The organism is Arthrobacter sp. TMT4-20, from assembly GCF_054510775.1.
Genome location: NZ_JBTNDW010000013.1, coordinates 68,094 through 93,658 on the forward strand (window position 1 = coordinate 68,094; position 25,565 = coordinate 93,658).

27 protein-coding genes are annotated in these 25,565 nt (G+C 62.5%); 6 read left to right on the forward strand and 21 right to left on the reverse strand.

Translation table 11 applies throughout. The features are described from left to right. Positions 1 to 129: 129 nt before the first annotated feature. A complete protein-coding gene (locus ACX80Z_RS13070) occupies positions 130 to 1,482 on the reverse strand; it encodes an ABC transporter substrate-binding protein (protein WP_116778357.1) in 1,353 nt (450 codons plus the stop codon). Positions 1,483 to 1,671: 189 nt separating this feature from the next. Here ACX80Z_RS13070 and ACX80Z_RS13075 point away from each other — a divergent pair, with 189 nt between their 5' ends. Then, complete coding sequence (locus tag ACX80Z_RS13075) at positions 1,672 to 3,399, forward strand: glycoside hydrolase family 13 protein (protein ID WP_459316158.1); 1,728 nt, start codon at positions 1,672 to 1,674, stop codon at positions 3,397 to 3,399. 3 nt (positions 3,400 to 3,402) lie between these two features. Here ACX80Z_RS13075 and ACX80Z_RS13080 read toward each other — a convergent pair whose 3' ends face one another. From ACX80Z_RS13080 to ACX80Z_RS13115, 8 genes are all read right to left on the reverse strand, one after another. After that, positions 3,403 to 4,023, reverse strand: a complete 621-nt coding sequence (locus tag ACX80Z_RS13080) for a hypothetical protein (RefSeq protein WP_019483312.1) — start codon at positions 4,021 to 4,023, stop codon at positions 3,403 to 3,405. Next, complete coding sequence (locus ACX80Z_RS13085; RefSeq protein ID WP_459316159.1) at positions 4,020 to 4,607, reverse strand: DUF6286 domain-containing protein; 588 nt, start codon at positions 4,605 to 4,607, stop codon at positions 4,020 to 4,022. Before ACX80Z_RS13085 ends, ACX80Z_RS13080 begins: the two co-directional genes overlap by 4 nt. Next, on the reverse strand, positions 4,604 to 4,969 hold the full coding sequence (locus ACX80Z_RS13090) for a hypothetical protein (protein WP_459316160.1): 366 nt from the start codon (positions 4,967 to 4,969) through the stop codon (positions 4,604 to 4,606). The genes ACX80Z_RS13085 and ACX80Z_RS13090 overlap by 4 nt, the downstream gene beginning before the upstream one ends. Continuing rightward, entirely contained in the window at positions 4,966 to 5,157 is a 192-nt protein-coding gene (locus ACX80Z_RS13095; RefSeq protein WP_459303495.1) for a DUF2273 domain-containing protein, read from the reverse strand. The genes ACX80Z_RS13090 and ACX80Z_RS13095 overlap by 4 nt, the downstream gene beginning before the upstream one ends. Positions 5,158 to 5,166: 9 nt before the next feature. Then, positions 5,167 to 5,667: an Asp23/Gls24 family envelope stress response protein gene (locus ACX80Z_RS13100; protein ID WP_459316161.1), complete on the reverse strand. Its 501-nt coding sequence runs from the start codon at positions 5,665 to 5,667 to the stop codon at positions 5,167 to 5,169. Between the two features lie 82 nt (positions 5,668 to 5,749). Beyond that, complete coding sequence (locus ACX80Z_RS13105) at positions 5,750 to 6,280, reverse strand: hypothetical protein (protein ID WP_019483317.1); 531 nt, start codon at positions 6,278 to 6,280, stop codon at positions 5,750 to 5,752. A 109-nt stretch (positions 6,281 to 6,389) separates the two neighbouring features. After that, positions 6,390 to 7,574: a fatty acid desaturase family protein gene (locus tag ACX80Z_RS13110; RefSeq protein WP_019483318.1), complete on the reverse strand. Its 1,185-nt coding sequence runs from the start codon at positions 7,572 to 7,574 to the stop codon at positions 6,390 to 6,392. A gap of 13 nt (positions 7,575 to 7,587) precedes the next feature. Then, entirely contained in the window at positions 7,588 to 8,670 is a 1,083-nt protein-coding gene (locus ACX80Z_RS13115; RefSeq protein WP_459316162.1) for a ferredoxin reductase, read from the reverse strand. Positions 8,671 to 8,767: 97 nt separating this feature from the next. On the opposite strand from ACX80Z_RS13115, the gene ACX80Z_RS13120 reads away from it, so the two are divergent. Both ACX80Z_RS13120 and ACX80Z_RS13125 read left to right on the forward strand, forming a co-directional pair. After that, a complete protein-coding gene (locus ACX80Z_RS13120; protein WP_019483320.1) occupies positions 8,768 to 9,967 on the forward strand; it encodes a PucR family transcriptional regulator in 1,200 nt (399 codons plus the stop codon). A 120-nt stretch (positions 9,968 to 10,087) separates the two neighbouring features. Continuing rightward, on the forward strand, positions 10,088 to 10,480 hold the full coding sequence (locus ACX80Z_RS13125; protein ID WP_024476248.1) for a YtxH domain-containing protein: 393 nt from the start codon (positions 10,088 to 10,090) through the stop codon (positions 10,478 to 10,480). A gap of 94 nt (positions 10,481 to 10,574) precedes the next feature. Here ACX80Z_RS13125 and ACX80Z_RS13130 read toward each other — a convergent pair whose 3' ends face one another. The 12 genes from ACX80Z_RS13130 to ACX80Z_RS13185 form a co-directional block, all read right to left on the reverse strand. Beyond that, positions 10,575 to 10,703, reverse strand: a complete 129-nt coding sequence (locus ACX80Z_RS13130) for a hypothetical protein (RefSeq protein WP_459316163.1) — start codon at positions 10,701 to 10,703, stop codon at positions 10,575 to 10,577. A 95-nt stretch (positions 10,704 to 10,798) separates the two neighbouring features. Next, on the reverse strand, positions 10,799 to 11,383 hold the full coding sequence (locus tag ACX80Z_RS13135; RefSeq protein ID WP_459316164.1) for a dTMP kinase: 585 nt from the start codon (positions 11,381 to 11,383) through the stop codon (positions 10,799 to 10,801). 54 nt (positions 11,384 to 11,437) lie between these two features. Further along, entirely contained in the window at positions 11,438 to 11,638 is a 201-nt protein-coding gene (locus ACX80Z_RS13140; protein WP_459316165.1) for a hypothetical protein, read from the reverse strand. Then, positions 11,635 to 11,889 carry a winged helix-turn-helix domain-containing protein gene (locus ACX80Z_RS13145; protein WP_459316166.1) on the reverse strand — a complete coding sequence of 85 codons (255 nt, stop codon included), beginning with the start codon at positions 11,887 to 11,889 and terminating at the stop codon, positions 11,635 to 11,637. The genes ACX80Z_RS13140 and ACX80Z_RS13145 overlap by 4 nt, the downstream gene beginning before the upstream one ends. 620 nt (positions 11,890 to 12,509) lie before the next feature. Further along, positions 12,510 to 13,640 carry a TerC family protein gene (locus tag ACX80Z_RS13150; RefSeq protein ID WP_459316167.1) on the reverse strand — a complete coding sequence of 377 codons (1,131 nt, stop codon included), beginning with the start codon at positions 13,638 to 13,640 and terminating at the stop codon, positions 12,510 to 12,512. A gap of 339 nt (positions 13,641 to 13,979) precedes the next feature. Continuing rightward, positions 13,980 to 15,458, reverse strand: a complete 1,479-nt coding sequence (locus tag ACX80Z_RS13155) for a CoA transferase (RefSeq protein WP_459316168.1) — start codon at positions 15,456 to 15,458, stop codon at positions 13,980 to 13,982. A 9-nt stretch (positions 15,459 to 15,467) separates the two neighbouring features. Then, a complete protein-coding gene (locus ACX80Z_RS13160; protein WP_459316169.1) occupies positions 15,468 to 16,403 on the reverse strand; it encodes an alpha/beta fold hydrolase in 936 nt (311 codons plus the stop codon). Next, positions 16,381 to 16,788, reverse strand: coding sequence for a Zn-ribbon domain-containing OB-fold protein (locus ACX80Z_RS13165; RefSeq protein ID WP_459316170.1), 408 nt, complete (start codon positions 16,786 to 16,788; stop codon positions 16,381 to 16,383). The genes ACX80Z_RS13160 and ACX80Z_RS13165 overlap by 23 nt, the downstream gene beginning before the upstream one ends. After that, positions 16,785 to 17,912 carry a thiolase family protein gene (locus ACX80Z_RS13170; RefSeq protein WP_459316171.1) on the reverse strand — a complete coding sequence of 376 codons (1,128 nt, stop codon included), beginning with the start codon at positions 17,910 to 17,912 and terminating at the stop codon, positions 16,785 to 16,787. Before ACX80Z_RS13170 ends, ACX80Z_RS13165 begins: the two co-directional genes overlap by 4 nt. A 64-nt stretch (positions 17,913 to 17,976) precedes the next feature. Beyond that, positions 17,977 to 19,194, reverse strand: a complete 1,218-nt coding sequence (locus tag ACX80Z_RS13175) for a CaiB/BaiF CoA transferase family protein (RefSeq protein WP_459316172.1) — start codon at positions 19,192 to 19,194, stop codon at positions 17,977 to 17,979. Continuing rightward, positions 19,191 to 20,360: a CoA transferase gene (locus tag ACX80Z_RS13180; protein ID WP_459316173.1), complete on the reverse strand. Its 1,170-nt coding sequence runs from the start codon at positions 20,358 to 20,360 to the stop codon at positions 19,191 to 19,193. The genes ACX80Z_RS13175 and ACX80Z_RS13180 overlap by 4 nt, the downstream gene beginning before the upstream one ends. A 1-nt stretch (position 20,361) precedes the next feature. Continuing rightward, entirely contained in the window at positions 20,362 to 21,177 is an 816-nt protein-coding gene (locus ACX80Z_RS13185; protein ID WP_459316174.1) for an enoyl-CoA hydratase/isomerase family protein, read from the reverse strand. Between the two features lie 216 nt (positions 21,178 to 21,393). Between ACX80Z_RS13185 and ACX80Z_RS13190 the strand changes: the two genes are divergently transcribed. The 3 genes from ACX80Z_RS13190 to ACX80Z_RS13200 all read left to right on the forward strand — a co-directional run bounded on the left by ACX80Z_RS13190 (position 21,394) and on the right by ACX80Z_RS13200 (position 25,337). Beyond that, a complete protein-coding gene (locus tag ACX80Z_RS13190) occupies positions 21,394 to 22,011 on the forward strand; it encodes a TetR/AcrR family transcriptional regulator (RefSeq protein ID WP_459316175.1) in 618 nt (205 codons plus the stop codon). A 325-nt stretch (positions 22,012 to 22,336) separates the two neighbouring features. After that, the gene (locus tag ACX80Z_RS13195; RefSeq protein WP_459316176.1) at positions 22,337 to 23,836 is read left to right on the forward strand and encodes an aldehyde dehydrogenase family protein; all 1,500 of its coding nucleotides are present in this window, start codon (positions 22,337 to 22,339) and stop codon (positions 23,834 to 23,836) included. 67 nt (positions 23,837 to 23,903) lie between these two features. Beyond that, positions 23,904 to 25,337 carry an FAD-binding protein gene (locus ACX80Z_RS13200; protein ID WP_459316177.1) on the forward strand — a complete coding sequence of 478 codons (1,434 nt, stop codon included), beginning with the start codon at positions 23,904 to 23,906 and terminating at the stop codon, positions 25,335 to 25,337. Positions 25,338 to 25,565 lie beyond the last annotated feature (228 nt).

Sequence of the window (25,565 nt, forward strand, 5' to 3'; positions counted from 1 at the left end):
TCCTTGGTGCGATAAAGGGTGATGCAAAACGCGCTTTTGCGAACGACACGGCACCGAGCACGGTGTGGAAAATGTCAGGACAAGCCCGGCGTTCCTCCTTGACGAAGGAACGCCGGGCTCGCTCTTGAACTACTGCGGCCAGGAGCTTTCGATGGTGTCGAGGACCTCCTCGGTCTCCGAACCGTTGATCCACTCCACGATGCCGCTCCAGAAGGAGTTGGCACCAACAGCGCCCGGCATCAGGTCGGATGCGTCAAAGCGGAAGACGGTGTCCTCGTTTTGCAGCAGTTCGATGGATTGACGATCCAGGTCGGACGTTGCAACCGATGGGTCAAGTGCCAGGTTGGCACTGATTCCGCTGCCCTGGGACACCCTGGCATTGGCAAACTCGCCGCTGGCCATGAACGACTGAAAGGCGACAACCTCTTCACGGTCGGCATAGGCAGCGATGATTTCGCCACCACCGGTGATTGCTCCGCCACCAGCCTCAACGCCCGGTGTCATGAACGCCCACACGTCGCCGTCTTCGGATACCTCGGTGCCTTCGGGCCAGTTGGCAGCCTGGAACGATGCCTGGTGGTGCATAGCGCAAGTTCCGTCGAGAACTGGCTGCCCTGCATCAGCGAACGGGGTGGAAAGGATCGACCGCACATCTCCAATTCCCCCGTTGACGTATTCCTCGTTCTTCAGGATCTCCCCCACCGCGTCGAAGGCTTCAGCGATTTGCGGATCGTTGAAGGGGATCTCATGGTTCACCCACTGGTCGTAAACCTCCGGACCTGCCTGGCGCAGCACGTAGTCCTCCACCCAATCGGTCCCGGGCCAACCCGTGGCTTCGCCGGATTCGAAACCAGCACACCACGGTTTCATGGTGCCGTCGGCCGCGATGTCCTCGGTGAGTGTCATCATGTCGTCGAGGGTCTCAGGGACTTCCCAGCCCATGTCCGTGAACACCGTTGGGTCATACCAGACGTAACCCTTGATATTGGCGAGCATCGGCGCACCATAGAAGACATCGTCGACAGTGCCGTATCCCTTCCAGTCCTCGGTCCAGTTCTCATCAACCAGCGCCTCGACCTCGGCCGGTGCGGGCAGGACGTTGCCGCCCGCGACTTCGGCAGCCAGCAGGCCAGGCTGTGGGAAGATCGCGATGTCTGGGGGGTTTCCTGCCTGCGAGCGGACCCCAATCTGTGTCTCGAACTCCTTCGAACCCTCGTACACCACTTCAACCCCAGTGCACTCGGAAAAGTCTGCCCAGGCATTCTCGAGCAGTTCTGCCTCGGTGTCCACAATGGTTGAGTAGACGCTGACCTCGGCGTCCTCGAAGTTTCCGTAGCTCTCGTAGGCCGCACAGTCGGCTGCAGGCTCGTCGCCGCCGCCGCCATCGTCCCCGGACCCGCTGCCGCAAGCGGAGAGGCCCAGTGTCAGTACGCTTAGTGCCGCGATTGGCAGCAGCGTTTTCTTGGTCGGAATTGTCGCCATGAATAGACTCCTTTGTCTGGCGGTGGCAGCCTACAAAACCCGCCCCGCCTCAGCGTTTGGTAAAATGAATGTAAGCGCTTACGTATTACAGGACAATACTTGTGCCAGATGTCACAGTGTTTGATACCAAATCGTGACGTGCACCTCAGCATCCCTTTCCCCCACTCCCGATTTCTCCAAGGAGAGTCAATGACCGCCTCTGCACCTGCAGTCAGCCGCTCGACCGATACTCCAATAACCCTCAGCCCGTGGTGGGCGGACGCGGTGATCTACCAGATCTATCCCCGCTCCTTCGCGGACGGCAATGCTGATGGCATGGGGGACCTGCCGGGTGTCAGGAGTCGGCTCCCCTATCTACGGAAGCTCGGAGTGGATGCCATCTGGCTTTCACCGTTCTATGTCTCCCCGCAGGCGGACGCCGGATACGACGTCGCCGATTACCGCGACGTTGACCCGCTGTTTGGCACCCTGGCCGACTTCGACTCAATGCTCGCTGAAGCCCACGAGTCCGGCATGAAGGTGATTGTGGACCTGGTCCCGAACCACACCTCCGACGAACACGAATGGTTCAAATCCGCCAAGCATGCGGCCCTCGATTCGCCGGAACGCGACCGGTACATCTTCCGGGACGGCAAGGGCGCCCACGGGGAACTGCCGCCCAACAACTGGCAGTCCATCTTCGGTGGCAACGCTTGGACGAGGCTGGATGACGGCCAGTGGTACCTGCACCTGTTCGACACCAAGCAGCCGGACCTCAACTGGGACAACCCTGAGGTGCGCGCGGAGATGGTGTCTGTGCTGCGGTTTTGGCTGGACCGCGGGGTGGACGGCTTCCGCATCGACGTCGCTCACGGCATGGTCAAGGCCGAAGGTCTGCCGGACTGGGCGGAGCAGACCCAGATGATCGACGGCGGGAACTCGGATAAATCCGATGCAGATCTCAATCAAACCCCGCCCTATTTCGATCAGCCGGGCGTGCACGAGATTTACCGTGAATGGAACAGGGTCCTGGCGCAGTACGACGGCGATCGGATGCTGGTTGCCGAAGCTTGGGTGGAACCTGCGGAACGGCTGTTCCGCTATGTCCGTCACGATGAAATGCAGCAGGCGTTCAACTTTGATTTCCTGCTGGCGGGCTGGGATGCTGCCCAGTTGACGGAGAGCATCACCGAATCGCTGACCGAGGCGGGGAAAGTGGGAGCGCCAAGCACCTGGGTGATGTCCAACCACGACACGGTCCGCCACACCAGCCGGTTCGGCCTGGAGGACCCCACCCAGTTCCCCAAGGGTCTCGGAACTGACCACGAGCAGCCTGACGAGGCGTTGGGGCTCTCCCGCGGCCGGGCGGCCGCGCTGGTAATGCTGGGCCTACCCGGTTCCGCCTACATTTATCAGGGGGACGAGCTCGGGCTTCCCGAGCACACGACCCTTCCCGACGGCGTCCGCGAGGACCCGACCTTCGCCCGGACCAACGGCACGGAGATCGGCCGCGATGGCTGCCGGGTTCCCCTGCCCTGGCTTGCGGAGGCTCCCGGCTTCGGATTCGGAATGTACGACGCCGTGAGCGCGCCGGGCGCCGCCCCCTGGCTCCCGCAACCGACAAGCTTCGCCGGCTACGCGGCCGACACCCAGGTAGATGTCTCGGGCTCCACCTACGAGCTGTACCGCGATGCACTGGGCCTGCGCCGGAGCCATGAGCTGGGTCGTGGGAACCTGGAATGGACTCCGCTGAACAGCCCGCAGGAGGGTGTCCTCTCCTACCGCAACGGGGTTGTCCTGGTGCTTGCCAACATGGGGGCCGCGACGATCGAGTTGCCCAATGACCACCGGGTGATCCTGGCCAGTGACGGGTCAGCGGTCGACGACGGGCGCCTCACCACCAACGCGTCCGTGTGGTTGGTGCCGCTCGGTTCCTGATGGTTAGCGCACCCGCTCCGTCCGGGTGAAACGGGTCCGGGCGCCGGCGCTGATACTGATCAGCACCGGCGTCTGGCGTCCCACCAGCAGGTCGAGGGCTCTGACCAGGTCAGTGACCTCGGTCGCCACCTCGTGCGGAGACACCCCCGATCGTGGGAAGACCCTGATTCTCAAGGCCGGTTCCCCATCGAACACGTAGGTGGTGACCGCTGCATTCACGAGATCCCCGCGCTCCTGCAGGGCTGCCTTCAGCGCCTGCTCCGCGACCGACCCGTTGATTATCACCCGACCGGCAGCCTGCCCGCTGGCATCCGCATGGCTGTCATCCTGGGCCAATGTTCCGGAGCGCCCACGCCCCTGCGCGGCGATCCAACCGACCATGCACGCCACAATCAGCAGCATGACGAGCGCCAGCACTATCCAGAGCCAGCTATCCCGTTGTCCGTCGAGCGTGGTCTGCCGCAGCAACCCGTCGATTCCCTCGCCGAGATCGGCAGCAACCGATCGCCACCAGCGGGCTGCCGCCGGGAACATCAACAGAGTCGTTGCCACTCCCGCAGCCATCAGGAGGGCGCCGATGAGACCCAGTAACAACCGATTGAGGATCCGTGGTGTCTGGTTCACTGGCCAATCACCCCTGAAGGGGCGACGGCTACCCGCACCGCCGGGACCGGCGCGACGGATGTCAGCCGCAGTTCGTCCTCGACGACGCTGCGGATGCGTTCGACGTCGACCGGCACGCCCGACGTCGGACGCACCTGAACATCGACGGCCCGACGCCCCACGGTGACCATCACCTGATCCGGGGTCACCCCGGCGGCCACCCGCGCGCGGCGGGCCAGGGCCGAGGCGAGCACTTCAGCATCGACCACGATCCCGGTGCGCTGGTCGGGAATGGCATGGCGCGCCCGGCGCCCCGGCAGGACGGCGCTAAGAAAGCACAGGAGGCCAATCAGGAACATCAGCAACCCGGCGCCCACCAACGGGGCCAGCTGGACATTGTCGGGCAGGTCCCCCAGCCACGCTGCCACCTGCTCTGGGCTGACCAGCCAGGCGTTCTGGCCGGTTGCCTTCAGCGCAGCCTCGAACATCACGTACAGGCAGATGACTGAGATCAGGATGGCGACGGCGACCGCTGGTAGCGCGCGCGATGAATGCAGTTCACGGCGGACCACCTTGCGGGTCAGCTGGGCAGTGCGTTCATTCACCTGGCACGTCCCCCCTCAGCCACCATGATGCCGGTGATTCTGATGTCGACCCGACTCAGCCGTGAACCACTCAGCTGGGCTACCTGTTGCAGCACGAGAGCTTTCGCCGCGTGCGTGCGGTCCCAGATCGATCCACCCACCCCGGTGACCAGGGATGGATCCTGGAGCGTACGGGTGAGGGACGGGACTCCGATGGGAAGCGCGAGGCGCAGGGCCAGCAGCCCCTGGTCGTCGGACCAGCTCGCGCGGATCTGCTGGGCTGGAACACCGAAGACGTCGGCAGCAACCGCCCGCGCGGTACTGGTGAGCGCCTGAGTGCTGATCCGGTTGTGCCCCGCGAGACCCGGTGGTGCCGCGCTCACGAGGAGGAGCGTCGGCCCGTGAGGGCGTCGCGGACGCTGGCCAGGTCCACTTTGCCCTCGGCAACCCGACCCAGCAGCGCGCCCACTGCGACGAAGAGGGCCATGAGGAGGAATCCCCAAAACCCGAAGATCAGGGCAGTGAATGCGAGGACGGCGCCAAGCGCCATGCCAACTACGGTGGGGGTCATAGTGATGGCCTAACTAGCTGCGGGTCGGGATTTGTCGGGGGTTTTGGGGTCATTGAGGCCGGGTACGTGGACATCGGTGATCTCCACGTTCACTTCGATAACCTGCAGCCCCACCAGATCCTGGACCCCCTGATAGACAGCCGACCTCACCTGATCGGCCACGGTGGTGAGGGGGTAACCGTACTCAGCCACCAGGACAACGTCCACCGCTACCTGGGTCTCCCCTACCTCCACCTGCACACCCTGGCTCAGGTCGTTGCCGCCGACGGCGTCGCGGATCGCGCCTAGCGCCCTACCGGCCCCGGTTCCGAGGCTGAAAACGCCCGGAACTTTCCTGGCAGCAATGGCGGCGACCTTGGCGACCGCAGGGTCGGCAATGGTAGTCTTCCCACCCGTCGCATCAACCTTGCTGACGGTGGTCCCGGTCTCCCGCGGGAGCGGCCCGGCAGCGACGTCGGGAAGCGGCTCAGCCGGTCGGTGGCTGGGTGGTGGTGTCCTGTTCTCATCCATCGGCGTTGCACCCTTTCGTTGAGCCCAGCCTAACGGGTACCTGCCCTGGAAGGCACTGCCAGGGGGCGCCCGTCGACGGCGACTACTGAACGGGCTTGTTGCAATGCTCGTGCAGCCACTGCTCAACGGGGGCCACGGCCTCCCGGTAGGAGGCTTCGTCGAAACTCCCCCCATTTTCGGTACTGGCCGTGACCACCTCCTGCAGCCGGTCGAAATCGTCAGCCAGCTCCGGGGGAACCATTGACCGCACATCGTCGATCTGGTTGTGGAGCCGTTCGACCGTTTCATCATCCGAAGATCCCATGAAGCTCAGCGGCGCCAGCAGGATCGAGGAAACCCCGGCTGCCACAATGACGCAGTCCTTCATGCTGGTGCCCACGGATCCGCTGTCCCCTGAGTTGTCAGGTGATGAGGAGCCGGGAGAACTCTCCGGGTCGGCGGTTTCGGCGAGGGAATCCTCAGCCGGAGCGGAGGGTTCGTCGGTGGGTGGGTCAGTGGTGAGGTCGGGAAGTTCAATCGCGGTGCCTTTCGGCTCAGGGCCGGAGTCACCACAACCGGTGAGCGAGAAGGCAAGCGCGCACACGGCAGCAACTGTGACACGCGATCCCAACACCCAGGCATCTCCCGATTCATTTGACTTCCCACTGACATGTTACTTAACGCACGAGCGCCCCGGTCTTCTCCTCGACCGGGGCGCCTTCTGAGCGGTAGCTCACCAAACGTTAGGCAGTAACCTTCTGACGCAGCGAGAACCGTCCCTTTTCGGGAAGTGCCAGCTTGAAGACCTTCGCCCAGGTTGACGCAACCTGCTTTGGCAGGGGCCCGGTGGTGTAGGGCAATCCGTAGCGGTTGCAGATTTCCTTCACCTTCACAGCAACTTCGGCGTAGCGGTTCGATGGCAGGTCGGGGAAGCAGTGATGCTCCACCTGGTGCGACAGGTTGCCGGTCATCAGGTGCATGAACTTGGAGCCAGAGATGTTGGCCGAACCGATCATTTGGCGGACGTACCAGTCGCCGCGGGTTTCGCCTTCAACCATTTCCTCGGTGAACGTGTCGGTGCCCTCGGGGAAGTGTCCGCAGAAGATCACCGCGTGCGCCCAGACGTTGCGGATCGCGTTGGCGGCGAGCGTACCGTAGAGCGCCTGCTTTCCGGAACCAGTCAACATCGCAACAGCGGGCGTGGCAGCGTAATCCTTGGTGAATTGCTTTACCGCTTTGACGCCAACCGCCTTGAGGTCCCTCGACATGTCCTCCTTGGACTTCAGGCCCTCTTTGTACTCGGGGATTTCCAGGTCGTAGAGAGCAATTCCCCACTCGAAGACTGGCGCCAGGATCGCGTTATAGAGCGGGTTGCCCAGGTTGAAGGGGGTCCACGGCTGATCGGCATCCATGCGCAGCAGGTTGTAGCCGACGTCCCGGTCCTTGCCCACCACGTTGGTCCAACGGTGGTGCAGGTCATTGTGGGTGTGCTGCCAGGACCTGGCCGGAGTTACGAAGTCCCACTCCCAGGTGGTGGAGTGAATGTCGGGATCCCTCATCCAGTCCCACTGGCCATGGAGCACGTTGTGCCCAATTTCCATGTTTTCAAGGATCTTGGCGACACTGAGCATAGCTGTGCCTGCCACCCACGCCGCCTTGTTGCGGCCCACCAACAGGGAAGCTCGGCCCGCAATTTCCAGGCCGCGCTGAACCTTGATGACCCGCCGGATGTAAGCGGCGTCGGTGGCTCCACGCTTGGCGAGCACCTCGTCGCGGACTGCATCAAGCTCGCGTCCCAGCTCCGCAATCTGTTCATCGGACAGATGCGCTGCTGCTGGCGGCCTCACCAGCGGATGCCCGGTTGCAGCGAGCGCCCCGGGCCGGGTCACTACGGGCTTCGTCTCAGTGCGTTCGGTCAGTGTCGTCATACGGTGGTGCTCCTTAAAGGTCCAGATTGACGGGTCCGGCTGCTGCCGAAACACACGTCTGAATTAATTGGCCGGGTTCCCCATGAACTTCCCCCGTGCGGAGATCGCGGACCTGACCGGCTCGCAACGGGGTAAGACAACTATGGCAAATGCCCATCCGGCATCCGCTGGGCATCAGCACGCCAGCGTCCTCGCCGACGTCGAGCAGGGGTGTATCGCCGTCGGCTTCAACCTCGCGGTCGGACGCCTCAAACTGAACCAATCCGCCGTCGTGCCCCTCACCGCCGGCAAGATTGGTGCTGAACCGCTCGATGGTGAGCGTACTTCCCTCCGAGGCCTCCTGGCCCGCAGACAGCGTGGGTTGGGACGCCCACAGCGCCTCCGCGTCATCGAGGAACTCCTCAGGACCGCAGGCGTAGGCTGCACGTTCACGCCAGTCTGAGCACAACTCTTCCAGCTCGGCGTCGGATCCAAAGTCCAGCCTGCCTCGCTCAGCCGTGAACAGGTGGGTTACCCGGAGATTGGAGAACTGGTCGGCCAGCTCGTTCAGCTCTTCCAGGAACAGACTGTCCTCCGGCGTCCTCGCCGAGTGGATCAGGACGACGTCGGCGTCCGGGCGTCGTGGCACCAGGGTCCGGACCATCGACATCACTGGAGTGATTCCGCTACCGGCGGTAAGCATGAGCAGCGGGCGGGGATGTTCTGGGAGGACAAATTCGCCCTGCGGTGGAGCGAGGAACAGGACATCGCCCGGCTTGGTATTGCGTACCAGGACCCCCGAGACTGCGCCGGCGTCGGTCACCGTAATTGCGGGATCCGCGCCTGCGGCGGCACTTAGCGAATAGGAGCGCCAGTGGCGAACCCCATCCAGTTCCACACCGATCCGAGCCCACTGGCCAGCCTGGTGCGCTTTCCAACCCCACCCGGGATGAAAGTGGATGGTGACCGAATCGGGCGTTTCGGACACGACTTTAGTAACCACACCGCGCAGCTGACGGCTCGAGTACACCGGGTTGAAGAGGGCTAGTACGTCTTCAGGGGCGAGAGGAGTGATCAGAACGGATGCGGCGCGGGCAAGCTGACGGAGCCGAATCATCCTTCAAGTCTAGAATAACGGTCGCCGTAGTTCTCCTAGCAGGACATACGATTAAGCCAAGGAAACTATCCCGTCGAAACAATCCTCGAGGCATTGCATGAGTTCCACCACACCCGGCGCTGCGAGTCTTGCGTTGGAGCCACCCTGGCTTGCCCTACCCGAAGAGATCAGCGCACTGCTGCGTCCCCTGATGCCGGGCGTCGTCGAAGCGATCATTGAGGCTGTGCCGCAACTGGTTCCGACTTATGCGAGGCCCATTGAGGGTCGGTTCGGTCGGGGCTTACGGCGCGGGGTCGCGGTAGCTCTTGAGCGCTTCCTGCAGCTGCCGGGGACCAGGCTGCCCGCCCTGTCCGAGGAGAGTAGGCAGCTGGTAGCTGGGCTGGGGAGCGGGGAATTCCGGCAGGGTCGCAGCATGGATGCCCTGCTGAGCGCCTACCGGATGGGTGCCCGGGTGACCTTCCGTGAGATGTCGCGGATCTCAATGAAGCAGGATCTGGGCCTTGAGGTGGTGGTGAACCTTGGTGAGTCAATCCTGGCCTACATTGACGAGCTTTCGGCGGTGAGCGCCGAGGCGTATGCGTATGAGCAGTCCGAGCGTGCCGGGGCAGTCGATCGGCGCAGGACCGAGCTGTTGGAACTGCTACTGCTCGGGCAGGCAGACGAGGCGGCGCTGCGGCAGGCGGCATCGATGGCTGATTGGGCTTTGCCAGCACAGATGACCGTGGTCACGCTGCCCCTTGACCGGGCCGCGGGGCTGCGCCGCCAACTCGACCCCGGTTCCCTGTTGGTGGAACGGGAAACAGACGCGGTGGTCCTGGTCCCCACCCGCGACACCCCAACGGCCCGCCGCCAGCTATCGAAGGCACTACAGGGACGGTCGGCAGCAGTGGGGCCGGCCTCCGGCTGGGAACGGGTCCCCGACTCGTTGCGGTTGGCAGTTCTGGCCGCCACAGTGTTCCCACCACGTGAAGGGCCCGAGGATCCTCCCATCTGGGCCGACGAGCATCTGGCACAGGTCATTCTTGGCGCCGAACCCACAGCAATCACCGAGCTGGCCCAGCGTCGGCTGGCGCCGCTGGACGGGTTGCGGCCGGCCCAGCGGGAGCGACTCGTGGAGACTCTCCAATCCTGGTTGAAGCACTGGGGGCAGCGGGCACCCATTGCCGCCGAACTGGAAATTCATCCGCAGACGGTTGGCTACCGGCTCATTCAGCTTCGCGAGGCTTTCGGTGACGACCTGGAGAATCCCCAGATCCGATTCGAACTCCAGCTAGCCCTCCATGCCGGGCGGCGTTGACACGGCCTATCGGATCCACCTCGAATAAACTAAGGTTGCTTAGAAGATTGGTTGGGTCGAACACACCAGACGGTTCATCCAGCCAATAAGAACTTAGAACGATCAGACAGGAGCACCATCATGAAGAACAAACTTGTATTCGCAGCAGGCATGGCCGCCGGCTATGTGCTCGGCTCGCGTGCCGGTAGGGACAGCTACGACAAGCTGAAGACCAAAGCTGACGAACTGTGGAACAACCCGAAGGTGCAGGAGACTGTTGCTGACACCGCTTCCACCTTGAAGCACAAGATGCCCGAGGTGCAGGAGCAGGCTGGCGGCGCCGTCAAGAAGGCCAAGGAGTCGGTCTCCGGTGCACTGCACCGCAGCGACAAGGCCGATGACGCCAAGGGAACCTCCACAGGTTCAGCGTCCACCGGTTCAGCATCAACCGGCCCCAGCGGGGGCAACCCCGCCAAGGTTGAGGACACGCCGTTCCAGAACCAGGACGATGACACCCGCCCGGACACCGTCTAGGTAGCTCCCGTTTGGGGTAGTTACCCGAATGCCCCGCGCCCGCAGTCCAGGGCGCGGGGCATTCTCTTTGGCCCACAGCAGGCAACCCTCGGCGTCAAAAGGGGTCGGCCCATTCCCCGGCCACGAACGCGAAGTCGATTTGTTGGATATGGTCGCCGAGCACACGGTTCACGAAGAGATGCACGAAAATCATTGCCCGGAGGAGCGCGCCAGTCCACCGCATGAACAGTCAGGCGAAGAGTTCGACGTTGCTGCTTGATCCTAATCGGCGGGGATAGCTGCCTAATCGCCCAGCATCCGGCGATCCTCGGTGCGCATTCATCCCTGAAGCCCCAGACCGCATACTCCGAGTTCCCGCAAGATATTCTCGACGATTTGTTCGGCGGATTGAGTCGCGTCGATCACGATGAAGGACGGAAACTGGGGCAGCCCCTTGTAGGCCCTATCGAACGCACCCAGGTGCTCCAGGGTTTCCTGGTCCGTGGCCCGGCCATCGATCCTGGCGTGCGCGATCTCCGGATCGATATCGAAGTAGAAGATGATATCCGGGGCGGGGATGACTTTGAGCAGCAGGGTAAGGAACCATCCTTCACGTATGCCTCGGACTCGGCGCAGGGCGAGCTGACAGTGGAGATAGCGGTCCATGACTACGGCGCCCGAGCTGCGCCGGGCACGTAGGTGGGAAATCAGCACGTTAACGCAGCGGATGCCAGTTTCTATTGCATCAAGCAACATGACCGGCGGCTGAAGGTTGCGTCGATGTGACCACGCGGTCATGCTTCGTCGGCCGGACTGGTTTGGGCTGAAGGTTGCGGGATAGGCCGCAGTTCTCAGCTGTTCTGTCAGCAATCTTCCGGTGGTGGTTTTGCCAGCCCCGTCAATGCCAAGGAGAGCAATGATCATGGCTCTCCGCTAACCTTTGTTGCGGCTCGTTGCCGCTTCATATTGCCCTCGTGACTAGTCGCCCTCGTCCTCGTCGTCGTTTTCGTTTTCGTTTTCGTTTTCGTTTTCGTTTTCGTTTTCGTTGGCATCTTCCCCACCGCCTTCATCTCCCACTCCGGGCAGCTGTGGGAGTTGTGTGTCGTCGCAACCGGCAAGGGATAGAGCGCCCATGATCAACAGGCCAGAGCCTAGGAGAGCTGTGACTCGGTTTCTCATGACGATTCCTTGGGTGGGGTGACGTTGGTCGGAGTGAAGATTGCCAGGAGCGCGCCGATCTCCTGATGCGCTGTGGCTGGGTGACGGAAGTGCTGGGTGGGCTGGACGACGTATCGGGTCCGGCGGCCTTCCCGCACCCTTTGGAGGTAGCCGGCGTCCTCCAGGTCAGCAAGGATGTGCAAAGTTGCTCTGGCCGTGATGCCAACGGTGGCAGCGATGTCCTCGACGAGGGCGCGGGAGTTCGCAGTCACGGCCAAAAGTACATGGCCGTGATTAGTGAGAAATGTCCACGGTGGACGCTGGGCGGGGACCGTGCTCGGGGTCTTCGCCCTGGTGACCGGGTTCTCCATTGCCGTTCTCGTGTTGTCTATTCCGGACATTGGAGTAGTTCTTCCCTTCGACGTATTGGGAGTTGCTTCGAACAAGTTTGCCGGATGCTTTCTGATGGCATCCAGGTGAACGATTCTTACACCTCGGATGGCTCGCGTGGGTAGTTCAAGGGGGGTGACGACGGCAGTAGCGCCCGATTTGCGTACCGCACGGGCCAGGGCCGCCGTCAGGGCAGGGCGTGAACGCCTGAGGGACCAACTGCCGTGCCAGACAACGCGCGTGGAACTGGAGAACCCTGCTGCGTCCAGTATCGGCCGCGCCAAAGCTGCCAGGGATTCGGCTTCACGCAATGCTCGCTGATACATCCTCGCTACGATCGCCGGATCGGCGGTGAACGGCGGTCGCTGGATGGGGACGAAAAAGAGCAACGGAGAGCCTAACTCTGAAGCCACCCCGACTGCGCTATGCGCCAGGACAGTGACATCTGAATCATGGGTGATGACAGCGGCGACGGGACGACACAAAATGAATGCGGCTCGGGTCATCGTACGCCACCACCCTTAGTCGCTGACTCCGGGTCAACCTCGTCGGTGGGGTCGCGAACGTCTTCATCAGTGTCCTTGCCGGTGCCTCCGGCGTCGACCGAAGACCCGCCGAGCTCCCTCCTGCGCCCCCGCCAGACCGGCTCCAGCTCCGCGTTCTCTTCCTCCGTGGCGACCCGGAAAGGCGGATCGGTCGGTTGGGGGATGGATTTACGTCCCTGCCCTCGGGTCGCGCGCAGGCTGGCGACGACGGAAACCGCGATGATCGTTGCAACCACCGCCAGCGAGACAGTCGTGGGGATGTAGAACAGATCGATTTTGAGGAGCATCTTGATGCCGACCCAAATCAGCACCAGGGCCAATCCGACCTTCAGATAGATGAAACGGTGGATCATATCCGCCAGCAGGAAGTACATGGCGCGCAGACCCAGTATGGCGAAGGCGTTGGCGGTGAAGACCAGGAACACTTCATCAGTAACCGCGAAGATCGCCGGGATCGAGTCGACGGCGAAAACTACATCGGTGAACTCAATCAATACCAGCACTGCCAGGAGCGGAGTGGCCAGCAGCACACCGTTGCGGCGTACCAGCAGCTTTTGTCCGTGGTAGGCCTCGCTCATTGGCACGAAGCGTCGGAACCCGCGCAACACCAGTGACTGTTCGGGGTTCAAATGGTCGTTTCGCTGGCGAATCATCCGATACCCGGTGTAAAGCAGGAATGCGGCAAAAACGTAGAGGATCCAGGCGAAGTTTTGGATCAGCACGGCACCGGCGGCGATGAAGATCCCGCGGAATACAAGTGCGCCAAGCACACCCAGGAACAAGACCCGGTGCTGAAATTCTCGGGGTACGGCAAAGTAGCTGAAAATGATAGCCCAGACGAAGACGTTGTCTACCGAGAGGGATTTTTCAATGAGATACCCGGCGAAATACTGCTGACCAAACTCAGCACCCCAGTTCATCCAGATCAGCACACCGAAAGAGACCCCGAAGGCCACCCACACACCTGACCAGACAGCCGCCTCTCGAACCCCGATGACGTGAGCCCGCCGGTGAGCTAAAAGGTCGATAGCCAGCATGACAACGATGAAGCCGAGTACCGCAGCCCAAATCCAGAATGGGACATCCATGAAATTCCTCCGATCGAATCGATCGGAGGTCTCTCCCAGCCCTCAAAGGGCTTGTCCGCCGGGCCACCGTGGGGCCGTAATGACGACGGGACTATTAGGGGATACTCCCCTCCGTGTACTCAACAAGTGAAGCACAGTTCATGTTTTGCCGTCAAGGATCAGCAATCGTCAAGGCGACTGTCGAGATGGCCAAAATATGGGACGAAGTTGAGCCGGAGTCATCATGTCCAGGCGATGGGCATCCCACAGGAGCTTCAGCGCGGCGAGGTGGTGCAGGTGTCAGTTCCGGTCGGCGAGCCACTCTAGTCAGTACCAGCCGACTTCATGGAACCAGCCGGATCACGCCGATGCCCCGGTCCACGACTTCCAGGTAGCACTGGAGGAGCCGGCCGTCTCACCGGAGGATTCCCAGAACAGAGGCACTCGCTCAATCGTGAGGGGAAAGGCCATGCGCCGGACCGGGCCAAGTGGGCTTCCATAGATCCGTTCCTCCCACGGTCCATCGAGAGGAAGCCTGATCGATGAACCGTCGGTTGGATTGGGCCCGGCATTGATAAGTAAAGCGGCAGTCCTTGCCAAGGAGTACCGCGTCCGCGAGCCGGAACCGGTCAGGAGTCGCTTGGTGAGCCCCCTGATTGCGGCGGCGGCAATCTGATATCCCGTACTGAGGTCGAGACCTTCCACCGGGGTGTGACGCGGGCGGGACGCGTCCACATCATGACTGTTTATTCGAATGGGTACCCGCTTGTCGGGGTCCTGGAGGGCCCACGTCTGCGTCGCGTTAGCCAGACCGACGCTGAACTGGACGACCGTATCGAAGCCTCGACGCATCTGCCAGGGCCCGTCCCAGCCATAGGCGCGGATGGCTACCTCCACGAGATCCGGGTTGATGGTTCGGCGTTCTTCTTCACTCACAAACCCGTCGATGGCGCCGGGGCGGTAGCCGTGAACCAGAACGTCTGCGTCAGCGAGGAGCCGTTTGAACTGCTCGATCCCCGCCGGTGTCTTAAGATCCAGGAAGGCCCACCGCTTCCCGAGGGTGAGATCGAATCCCATCCCGCTCATCTCGGACTCCTCCGAACCGGGCGCATCGATCCGCAGCACTTCGGCGCCGAGCGCGGCGAGGAAGCGTGTGCCAGTGGGACCCGCGACCACCCGGGTGAGGTCGAGTACCTTGATCCCCGAGAGCGGGCGACCCGGAGTTGGCCGCCAGGTGCTTCCCCCCGCCTGGAAGTCCCTCACAGATGCGAGCGGCTCTGCGTTGACGCTCGCTCCCGCGGGGTGAGCGAACCACTCCTGTGGCGTGCGACTGGCAGCGACAATGCAGTCCCGGTCGACGAGGAACTGCTCGATCTCGTCTGCAGCCCGCCCCCGAACAATTGCGGCGATTGGCTCGATTTCCTCGGGTGTCTCCAGCGCCCTGGCGATGCGCGCGCGGTTACTGGGCATCGGGTGAAGACGAAGCCAGCGGCCGTCAGCGGTCGGCAACTCGGTGAAAAAGGGAGAGTAATCCAGGGGGCCTCGCGGGTCCTTATTGAGGAGCTGGGAGGGCCCCGGCGGCAGCAGGAACCAACCGCTCGCCGTGACCCGGTTTACTTCGGTAAACGAAGGGGCTTCACCCGCTGCTTCGAGTAGCTCGCTCACGGCGGTGGCGGCGACTCCGAAAGCGGCGCTGGCAAGATCGGTCTGCGCAAACGCCCCCGGAAGGGATCCCTCGCCGGTGAAACTTACCCGGCCCGTGAGGGACTTTTCACCTCCGAGCGCGCCCCACATTTCGTTGAGGAACGTACTCGCCAGTGAGTGCTGGTTCTGTGTCATTGTGAATCCTTACTTCGTTGCTGAGGAAAGAGGGCTGTCGGGACCTTGCCGCAGCCCGGTTCCGTCCCAGGGTCGCCAGGTGGCGAGGAGTGCTCGAATGACTCCTACGAACGCGATTGGCTGCTCAAGCATGGGGTTGTGACTTGAGGCCGGGACGACGACATCGATCCCGGGCGCTGGCGTTAGTTCCAGCATTTCCGCAGCAGCCTCCGCGGTCAGAAGCCCGTGGTCCGAGCGGATGAGGACAATAGGCGTGCGAAGCTGCGGGAGCAGCGTGCGTAAAGGCGTGCGTCGAATGTCGTATCGATCGGCCCGCTTCCAACGCCATGCTCCGGAGTCGTGAATAAGTGACGTCTCGGCAAGATGCCGCAGAAGGTGTGGGTCGATGGGCAGCTCCGACCGAGTGCGCACGGGTGAAAAGTCGGCGGCGGCAGCGTCAATGGAGTCGTACCGGCGGCTCTCCCTGACCCGAACCGGCCAGGCCTCGTCGTTGAATCGAACGTCGATGGTCATCACGCCACTCGCACGGCCGTCGAGTTGGATTGCAGCAGCGACGGCGGGGAGCCCGCCCATGCTGTGGCCGATGATTACCGGGCTGCTCAGGTTGGCATGATCTATGACCGCGATAAGCTCCCGCGCCCACTGCTCCACGTCGTAGGAAGGGCGGTGGGTGCTGTCTCCGTGGCCGGAGAGGTCCACCGCGACGACGTGGTGTCCGGAGAGCAGCGGTGCAATGTGATCCCACCAACTGGCGTGCGCCAGTCCGCCGTGCACCAGTACAACGCTCTGATCAGCCGGGTCCCCCCATGATCGGTACTGAACCACCGCGTCCTCGACGGTTACCTGAGCGGTAGCGGGCGTCGTTGTGAGTGCGGCCAGAAGCCATTCCGGAGCTGCCGATGCGCTAAGGACCTGCTGCTTGTCAGCGGGCGGTGAAACGGACAAGGGTTACCTCCTCGTCGACGTCATCCCATGACGCGGTCAACGGCATGTCGACGATGGCCGCGTCTGGGGAGACGTCGAGCCGAACCGTGAAGATTGGTCCGTCGTCAGTTTTCACGCGGCCAATAACGTAGGGGATTTCGTCCGCTTTACTGGGGTCGAGTGCACGGTGGTAGACGACGTAGCTCCATAGCGTACCGGTAGGAGCAATCGGCACCCAGATCTGATTCTCCGACCAGCACTGGGGGCAGATTTCGATCGGCGGAAAACGAAGGTCTCCGCAGTCGGCGCACTTTTGTGCGACGAGACGGTGGTCTCTGGCCGCTTCCCAGAACGGAGCGGTCAGTGGGGCCGAGACGTCGGGCAAGTTGGGGTTGTTTGGGCTCACGGGTTCACTCCGATGATGGACGCGGCGCTTTTCAAAAAGGTCATGGAGGAGCAGTAGAGGGCGAGCTCCGGATTCGGCACCTGTCGGTCTGCTTCGACCGTGCCTCGAAGCTGCCGGACCGCTTCGACCATGTGCAGCCAGCCCCACATGTAGCTCTCCGACAGCTGTCCGCCATTGGTATTCAACGGCAGGTCACCACCCGGGCGGGTATGTCCTTCTGCCACCCACGCTCCGCCTTCTCCGATGGGGGCGAACCCGTAGTGCTCGACCATCTGCAGGTTCCACACCGCGGTGGGATTCTGGATATAGAGGATGTCAATGTCGGCCTGGGTAAAGCCAGTGTTCTCCCAGATCTTCCGGGCAGTTCGGCCGATGTTGGGCCGCATCGGGAAGTCGTCGAACGAGTCACCCCGGATCTCGGTGTCCTCCGCCATTCCGAGGATGTAGACGGGCTTGTTCGGATAATCCTTGGCGCGTTCCGCACTGGTCACGATGAGGGCGACACCGCCATCGGAGACCATCGTGATGTCCTCGCGTCGTAGTGGGTCGACCATGTAGGGCTTCGCGAGGTAGTCCTCGATGGTGAGCGGGTCCCGGAAAATGGCAAGGGGGTTCCGCTGAGCCCATTCACGTTCGGAGACGGCGAACCATCCGAACTGCTCATCGGTCGTCCCATAAAGCGCCTTGTGGCGTTGCAGCGCCATACCCGCCTGGCCGGCGATGTGGACAAAGCCTGAGGCGCTCTCGAGCGAGGGGGCGGCGGCCGAGAAGTTGAATTTACCGGACCGAGCGTTCGCGCCATATACGAGGCAAATGGTCTCAGCGAGACCACTCGCAATGGCCTGGACAGCGAGATGCAGCGAGTAATTACAGGTGCCATAGTCGAGGGTCTGCGCGTACCCGGGGCTGATGCCGAACCTCGGGCCGAGGGAAATGTCGACATTGCCGCCCTGAATCGATTTGCAGGTTATGAGTCCGTCGAGCTGCTCCTTCGTCAGCTGAGCATCATCAAGCGCTGAGCGGATCGCCTCGATTGCCAGCTGCTCTGCAGTCTTGCCAGGAAATGTCCCCTGATCTGAGTGCCCCACGCCGACTATGGCTACCTTGCCTCGGAGATTTGTCATCTTCGTTCACCTTTCATCTGTCTGATCATCACGGTTTGCGCCTGCCGCCCGGGGCGTCGCTGCATCAGCGCTCAGCTACCGCAGGCTGCTGCGGGAGGGAGACCACGGCACGTTCCGTGAGCGAGCTGATCTCGTCCTCGTCGTAGCCGAGATCTCGGAGCACTTCGGTGGTGTCTTCGCCAACCCGGGGCGCCGTGCGTCGCACTGCCGCCGGGCCACCGCGCTCGAATTGCACGGCCCACCCGCGTTGAAGTTCCGTGGCGCCATCAATCGTGCCAACACTCTGCCACCACCCGCGATCGCGGAGGTAGGGATCGTTGAGTAGTTCGTGCCCACTGTTCACCGGAGCGGCGGCGATCCCTGCACGCTGGAACACAGCCGCGGCTTCGTCCTTGGTCCGCGCGGCCGCCCAAGCGTCCGTCTGGGTGCGTACCAGGGCGACCCGGGCCGCATCATCAGCCGTGCTGGCGAGATTCGCTTCGACGATACTCGCGACTGTAACGATGTCCTCCGGCGAGGAGAGCGAAATCGCCACCCATTCGTCCTCCCCCGACGTTTGGGAGAGCCACTCCACCGTCCCCGGAGTTGCGTTCCCTGTGGGGACCGGATCCTCGCCGGTACGCGACGTGTGCAGAATTTGGTCGCCGATAAGGCTGGTCACGGTTTCGCGCTGCGACAGGTCGATCCACCGAGCTTGCCCATCGCTCCGGGCTGCGAGCACCGCCGCCAATATGATTGCGGGAGCCAGCGAGTTTGCGGTCTGGTCCGGATAGTTGATGCGGCCGCTGGACCAGACCGGGGACTGTTCGTCGTAGCCGGTGAACGACATGACACCACCCAGCGCGTCGAGTGTGGTGCCGAAGGAGATGAATCCACTATCCGGCCCGGTGACGCCCTGGCTGGATATCGACGCTAGAACGATGTTGCTGCGCAGTGCCGTGAGATCCCGAAATCCCAAGCCGAGTCGCTCGACCACGCCGCGGCGGAAGTTCTCTGCGACCACGTCGCTGGTCTTGACCAGACGGCGAACTATCTCGAGGCCCTCAGGATGCTTCAGGTCCACAGCAATCGCCCGTTTGTTGCGATTCGCGGTGCGGAACGGCGGGAACCCGACACCGCTGCCACCGTCGCCGCGGATGCCGGCGCGATACAGGTCCGGACGAGTGACTCCCTCAATCTTGATGACGTCAGCGCCGAAGTCCGCGAGCACCTGGGTTGCGGCGGCTCCCGCTGTGACGATGGAAAGGTCTGCAACTCGCAGCCCGGACAGCATTGCGGTCATGCCTGAACCTCTTCCTGCCGGTCTTTGGTCGAGAGGTAGTCGTCGGATGTGAAAACTTGCCACGGCACATTGGGGATAACACCCGGCCGCGCGTCGTCGCCGTCGACCCTCTCAAAGAAGTTGCGTGAAATGTATTGCGGTGAGGAAAGCAGGTCCGTCATGGTGGCGACGTAGCCGGCGGGGATGTTGTGACGCTGGGTCGCGTAGTAGAGATCGATTTTGGACATGGAGATCGTCGTCTCTTCAATGACCTCGATCAGGCGAATCCGATTGAGTTCGCGCGAACGTGGGGTAGCGAATGATTCATCGTCGAGCCGTGGGTCACCGATAACCGCTTTGACGGCATCCCAGTTCGAGGGGATGTAGAAGAGGGCAAAGTGGCCGTCCCTGCAGCGGACGACGACCGACCCCTTGTCCTCACCACGAACTTCTTTAGGGAACCCCGCCTGCACGGTCGTGGCGATCTTCCACTCGGCATGGGCGGAGGCTTCGAACTCGGACGTGCTGAAACGCGAACCCTCACCCGTGCTTTCTCTGGCGAACAGCCCGATCATGACCCCGTCAAGAGCGAGCAGACCGGCAATCGCTTGCATCGGATAGCCACCGAGCCGAACCGGCTCCTGGTCAGATTCGCCCATGAGGCGCATGAACCCGCTGACAGCCTGGTACTGCAGTTCGCCGCCGAGTAACTCGGAGTACGGTCCGGAATCCCCCCACGGTGTGATTCGACCGATCACTGCATGGTGCGCCAGCTCGTCGATCTCATCGATCGAAAGGCCGATCTGATCCCACTGACGAGAAGTGCCGGCCACCAGAACAACATCTGCCTCACGGAGAACTTGCTCAAGCCGCTGGCGATCGTGGGTGTCGGCGAAGTCCAGTTCCGTCAGCACCTTCCCTGGATTCAGCCACTCAGTGATCGCGGGTCGCTCCCCAACGCCGGCAGTAGGCCCCAGACCGATGATGCCGGAGCTTGTATCGGTTGGAAGCACACGGGTGACCTCGGCACCCAACTTGAGAAGGAAGCGACCACATAGAGCGGTCGCGACAGTCTCGCCCAGTTCGACCACCTTCAGGGTGTTGGGCAGGAGTGCAGTCTGCCGCGGGGTCTTCCCAACGCTCGACGGCTGGGGCCCAGAGGGGGCCGGCGAATTGATCTCGGGCACGTTATTCCCCCTGCCCTGGTCCGCGTGAGCCTGCCAGGAAGTCGGCGACGCCTGCACCTGGAGACGCGCTGCGCATGCTGCTCGCGCTACTAATGAGGTTGCTGTAATCCTGCGATTCATCCCAGTTCATCGATTGGATGCGGTTGATCGCCCGTTTGGCGAAGTCCAGGGCGGCGGCGTCAAAGGCCGCGATGTGCTGGGCGAGAGCTACCGCCTCGTCGAGGAGGTCATCGTCCGCAACTACCTTGTTCACCAGCGCCATTCGGAACGCTGTCGCTGCGTCGGCGCGACGGGACGTGAGGATCAGTTCCGCCGCGTGCTTCGGTGCGACTCGTTGGATGAGGGCAGGTCCCGCCTGGATCGGCCACCCCCCGAATCCCATTTCCGGCAGCGCGATCTGTGCCGATTCACCGGCGATCGCTAAATCGCAGGAGTTGATGAGCGTGGATCCGCCTCCCAGCGCGAACCCGTTCACCGCGGCGATAATCACGGCCGGATGCTCGCGGATATCGGTCTGCACTCGAGCCCACGGATGCTGAACCTGACTACCTTGCTGCGCCACGATCTCATCCAGGTGTCCTAGATTCTCGGGCGAGAGATCCACACCTGCACAGAACGAAGCTCCGGCGCCCGTGAGCACGAGCACCTTCTTCGACACGTTCAGGGCAAGAGCCTCGCGCAAGCGCGCCATCGCGTCCACGCTCATCGCGTTGCGCTTCTGGGGCCGGTTGATCGTGAGGATCGCGTAGTCGCCCTGATCGTCGATCAGGACAAGGTCATCACGTGAGGTGGCTGGGGGTCCGCTGGGGTTCGACACGTACTCATCTCCCGCTTCAAGAGCAGTCAGCGCGACTCGGTTGATCTCGACTACACCGTCGCGTCGTTGGGTGGGTGGTACCAGAACAATACGTCAATTCACCCCAAAGTCAACCGTTTGGTTGATCCCTTTCGGGGGGTCGGTGGTGGGACACGATTCCCGTGATGGAGTGTTCTCGCATAGAGGACTGCATCCAGGGGGAGATACCCTGATGCAATGGACAACAGCAAGTCACCGGCTCCGGCCGCGCGCGATCGCATTCTCGGAGCTGCCACCGAGGAGTTCTCGGAATATGGATACTCCGGCGCACGCGTCAACCGGATTGCGGAAGCGGCTGGTGTCAACAAGCAACTGATCTACCACTACTTCGGCAGCAAAGAAGGAGTGTATGCCGAGGTGCTGCAGGAGATGCTTACCAACCTACAGAGCGGCACCGACGGGCAGGGCGAGCTCGGCGGTCTGCTGCGCATGAAGTCGCAGCCAAATCAGGAAGCACAGCGAGCCTGGGCGCGGATGGTCGCCTGGGAGGGTCTCGCCGGCGAATCACCCGTGGTCTATCGGGCTAAACGTCAGGCTTCAATTGATCGCCAGATCGCGGCGATCGCCCGATCTCAGGAGGACGGACGCCTATCGCCGGATCTAAATCCGCGCTACGTCCTCGCCACCATCTACGCCATCGCAACAGCGCCGTACGTCATCCCGCAACTGATCGACTTCTGCCTTGGCGCCGATGCCTCGAAGTCTGATGACACGATGGCCGTCTGGGCCGACTTCATTGAGCAGGTCTTCAACCAGATCCCGAGGCCCCCGGATGAGGCGGCAACCGAAAACTAGGCAGGTTCGCGCCATCATTGCTGCACCCAATTCTTGACGATGGATTTGGTGCCTTGCCGCAAACATCATCGCTCCAGACAGAGCCGAGGAAGTGAACGGGCGCGCCCCAACCAGTCTTGGCGGCCCCGCGCCTATCGCCGACAAGTCTCCGGTTTGAGCTGACGGTTCATTGCCGTGCGGGGGATACCTTGCTGCCAGGCCCACCCACTCCCCGATAATCAACCAGATGGTTGACGGCATCCAATCGGTGGCGTAATCTCACCTATCATCCGCTATCGAGGTTCATCGCGAGCCCCAAAAGCGTTCACCGATGAAAGGTCGATCAATGATGATTGAAACCCCTGCTCTACTTACCCGCTTCCCGGACTTCGATCCGGAGCAGGTCTACGGGATGGTTATTGACGGCCGGATCGTGCCGTCGGCTTCCGGCCGCACGTACCGTTGTCTGGACCCATTCGAAAATACCGAATGGGGCTACGTCCCACAGGCGTCTGCAGAGGACGTGGACCTTGCTGTGCGGGCAGCACGGAAGGCCTTCCCAGGATGGGCTGCCACCCCCGCAATCGTCAGGGCCGGCCTGTTCCGCCGTTGGGGAGACCTGATCCGAGAGGATGTATCGCGACTCGCGAGGATTCAGGTCCACGAGAACGGTAAGACCCTCACCGAGATGACCATGGCGAGCGGGTCCCTCGCAGGTACAGCAGACTTCTGCAGCCAATTCGCCCTCGCGCTGCACGGCGTCACGGTCCAGCCGGTGATGCCTGGCCATGACGCGTGGACAACCCGTGTTCCGGTTGGCGTGGTGGCAGCCATCACTCCATGGAACAATCCGCTGGGCCTCCTGCAGTACAAGTTGTTCCCTGCCCTTGCGGCCGGTAACACGATTGTCATCAAGCCCTCCGAAGTGACGCCGGTCTCCACCCTTCGCATCGCCGAGCTTGCGCTTGAGGCGGGTTTCCCACCCGGGGTCGTCAACGTGATCACCGGCAACGGCGAATCTGGCGCGGCGCTCGTGGACCACCCCGGGATCGATAAAGTCGCGTTCACGGGATCAACCACGACGGGGCGTCGGATCGCCTCAGCGATCGCCCCGCGATTGATCCGATCGACCCTCGAGCTCGGCGGTAAGGGTGCCAACATCGTCTTTCCTGACGCGGACCTCGACCGCGCCATCGACGGACTCGTCGTCGGTCTCACCGCTGGAACCGGCCAGGCCTGCAACGCGGGTTCGCGCATTCTCGTTCACGACTCCGTTCGCGAAGAGGTGTTGTCACGACTCGGCACCGCCCTCGATGGTCTCGTCATCGGCGACCCGCTCGACCCCGGAACGCACATCGGCCCACTCGCGTCACGACCGCAGTACGCGAAGGTGACCGACTATCTGAGGATCGCTGAAGGTGAGAGTGACACGACCCTCATCCGGGGCGGCCGTAGCGGTACAGATCTCCCAGGTATTGAACACGGGCTGTTTGTCGAGCCTACGTTGTACGACACCCCTTCCGCGTCGTCCCGCATCCGACGTGAAGAGATCTTCGGCCCCGTCGGCGCGGTGGTCGGCTTCTCCAGCGACGAAGAAGCTCTGGCCATCGCTAATGACACCGAGTTCGGTCTCGTGTCGGGGTTGTGGACCCGGGACATCGACCGGGCACGCCGGATCGCGAAAGGTCTGGATGTTGGCGTCGTCTGGATCAACACCTGGCGAGCGTTCAGCGGCAACATGCCGTTCGGCGGCCGGAAAGCCTCCGGAGTCGGCCACGAAATGGGGCTGGATATTTTCGACGAGTACACCGAACCAAAGGCGATCTGGCTCGGCCCGCAGGGTTAGCCCGACCTGCAGCCTGCCCAAGTCACACCAAGCTGTATCACCACACCAATCTATTGAGGAGTTTGCAATGTCGGAAGCTACCATCACGTCCACCCTTCAGGGTCCCTGGGACCTCATCGTCGTGGGTCACGGATTCTCCGGGCTCACAGCTGCTCTCGCGCACATCGAGGCGGCCACTGCTGCCGGGCGCACGCCACGAGTCGCCGTGCTCGAGCGGGCAAGCTACGAAGATCGCGGCGGTTCTACCCGCTGGACCACGGCGTGGCTCAGCCTGACACGAGATCGGCAGCTGCGCCCCTTCCTGCGCGAACGGGTTCGCCAGAATGCCGGTCATCTAACCAACACGAGCTACATCGATGCCTTCTACACGCTCGTCCCCGAAACTCTGGACTGGCTCGAAAAGCACGGTGTCACGCTCAGTCACCATGAGGTCGGAACCGAGGACGGCGCCTGGCGGATCGATGGGGGTGGAGCAACGATCGTGAATTCGTTCCCCGAGAAAATCCGCAACGGTGGCGGTGCAGTGTTTTACAACACCTCGGCTCGTCGACTCATCCGATCAGAGTCGGGCCGGGTAACCGGTCTTGAGGTGCGGGCCGAAGACGGCACGACTGTCATTATGGAGACGTCAGCAGTGGTCTTGTCCAGCGGCGGGTTTGAAGGCAATCCTGAATGGCTCACCCGCTACATCCCGGACGCCTACAAGCTAAAAACGGTCTCGCCCGGAACCCGCGGCAATCGCGGCGACGGCATTCGCATGGCCGTCGAAGTGGGAGCGGACACGGCAGGGCAGTTCGACGGTGCGCACATCGAGCCGTGCGACTCCCGCTCAGATGGAGTCGAACCACTGGTCACCACCTACCGTTACGGTATCCTCGTCAACCAGGCTGGCATGAGGTTCATCGACGAAGCTGGCGACATCGCCGAGATCGACTTCGATACTGTTGCAAACGAAATCTTCCGCAAACAAAACAATGTCGCTTATGGCATCAACGACGCCGCGCAGCGCCGAGACGTGGTCGGATTCGACTACTTCAACCTGACCGATCAGGAGCCGATCTCTGCTGACACGATCGAAGAGCTCGCTGAGAAGCTCGGCATCGATCCGCATCGTCTTCGCGCCACGGTCGATGAATACAACGGGGCGATCAGCGAAGCGGGCGACTACCGACCGAACGGGCCACTCGATGGCAAGCACACCACCGGGATTACTCCGCCCCGCTCGAATTACGCGTCGCCCATCGCCGAGGCGCCATTTATCGCGTGGCCGATCTCCGGGCAGATCTGCTTCACCTACGGCGGGTTGCGCGTTGACGGCGACACCCACGTCCTGGACGTCGAGGGCCGGCCGATCGAGGGACTGCACGCGGCGGGGGAGATCGCCGGCGTGTTCTACAACCAGTATCCGGCCGGCACCTCCGGCCTACGTTCGATGACATTCGGCCGGAAGGCTGGACTCGTAAGTGCCGTGGAGCTGGCGGCAGCAACCGTAGCCAGCTGACCTGGCAGACGCGCCGCAGCGGCGTCGCTGATCTCGCGATCGGCGACGCCGCTGCACGCGTATCGTCTCCCTCCTCGGAAACTGGACCGTCTTATGCACTGAGTGGGCCGACCAACCCGGTTGGTCCATGGACGACGACCGTCGACTCGGTGCGATATTGCGCGTCAGGGCCCAGCAAAAAGCTTCCCCATTTACTCACCAGAGAGGACTTTCATGGCTTACGCGACA

Excerpts from the sequence above, each read along its gene's own strand:
- ACX80Z_RS13070 (WP_116778357.1), bottom strand. The coding sequence starts at position 1,482 with ATGGCGACAATTCCGACCAAGAAAACGCTGCTGCCAATCGCGGCACTA.
- ACX80Z_RS13075 (WP_459316158.1), top strand. The coding sequence starts at position 1,672 with ATGACCGCCTCTGCACCTGCAGTCAGCCGCTCGACCGATACTCCAATA.
- ACX80Z_RS13095 (WP_459303495.1), bottom strand. The coding sequence starts at position 5,157 with ATGACCCCCACCGTAGTTGGCATGGCGCTTGGCGCCGTCCTCGCATTC.
- ACX80Z_RS13100 (WP_459316161.1), bottom strand. The coding sequence starts at position 5,667 with ATGGATGAGAACAGGACACCACCACCCAGCCACCGACCGGCTGAGCCG.
- ACX80Z_RS13110 (WP_019483318.1), bottom strand. The coding sequence starts at position 7,574 with ATGACGACACTGACCGAACGCACTGAGACGAAGCCCGTAGTGACCCGG.
- ACX80Z_RS13115 (WP_459316162.1), bottom strand. The coding sequence starts at position 8,670 with ATGATTCGGCTCCGTCAGCTTGCCCGCGCCGCATCCGTTCTGATCACT.
- ACX80Z_RS13120 (WP_019483320.1), top strand. The coding sequence starts at position 8,768 with ATGAGTTCCACCACACCCGGCGCTGCGAGTCTTGCGTTGGAGCCACCC.
- ACX80Z_RS13125 (WP_024476248.1), top strand. The coding sequence starts at position 10,088 with ATGAAGAACAAACTTGTATTCGCAGCAGGCATGGCCGCCGGCTATGTG.
- ACX80Z_RS13130 (WP_459316163.1), bottom strand. The coding sequence starts at position 10,703 with ATGCGGTGGACTGGCGCGCTCCTCCGGGCAATGATTTTCGTGCATCTC.
- ACX80Z_RS13135 (WP_459316164.1), bottom strand. The coding sequence starts at position 11,383 with ATGATCATTGCTCTCCTTGGCATTGACGGGGCTGGCAAAACCACCACC.
- ACX80Z_RS13140 (WP_459316165.1), bottom strand. The coding sequence starts at position 11,638 with ATGAGAAACCGAGTCACAGCTCTCCTAGGCTCTGGCCTGTTGATCATG.
- ACX80Z_RS13150 (WP_459316167.1), bottom strand. The coding sequence starts at position 13,640 with ATGGATGTCCCATTCTGGATTTGGGCTGCGGTACTCGGCTTCATCGTT.
- ACX80Z_RS13155 (WP_459316168.1), bottom strand. The coding sequence starts at position 15,458 with ATGACACAGAACCAGCACTCACTGGCGAGTACGTTCCTCAACGAAATG.
- ACX80Z_RS13170 (WP_459316171.1), bottom strand. The coding sequence starts at position 17,912 with ATGACAAATCTCCGAGGCAAGGTAGCCATAGTCGGCGTGGGGCACTCA.
- ACX80Z_RS13175 (WP_459316172.1), bottom strand. The coding sequence starts at position 19,194 with ATGACCGCAATGCTGTCCGGGCTGCGAGTTGCAGACCTTTCCATCGTC.
- ACX80Z_RS13190 (WP_459316175.1), top strand. The coding sequence starts at position 21,394 with ATGGACAACAGCAAGTCACCGGCTCCGGCCGCGCGCGATCGCATTCTC.
- ACX80Z_RS13195 (WP_459316176.1), top strand. The coding sequence starts at position 22,337 with ATGATGATTGAAACCCCTGCTCTACTTACCCGCTTCCCGGACTTCGAT.
- ACX80Z_RS13200 (WP_459316177.1), top strand. The coding sequence starts at position 23,904 with ATGTCGGAAGCTACCATCACGTCCACCCTTCAGGGTCCCTGGGACCTC.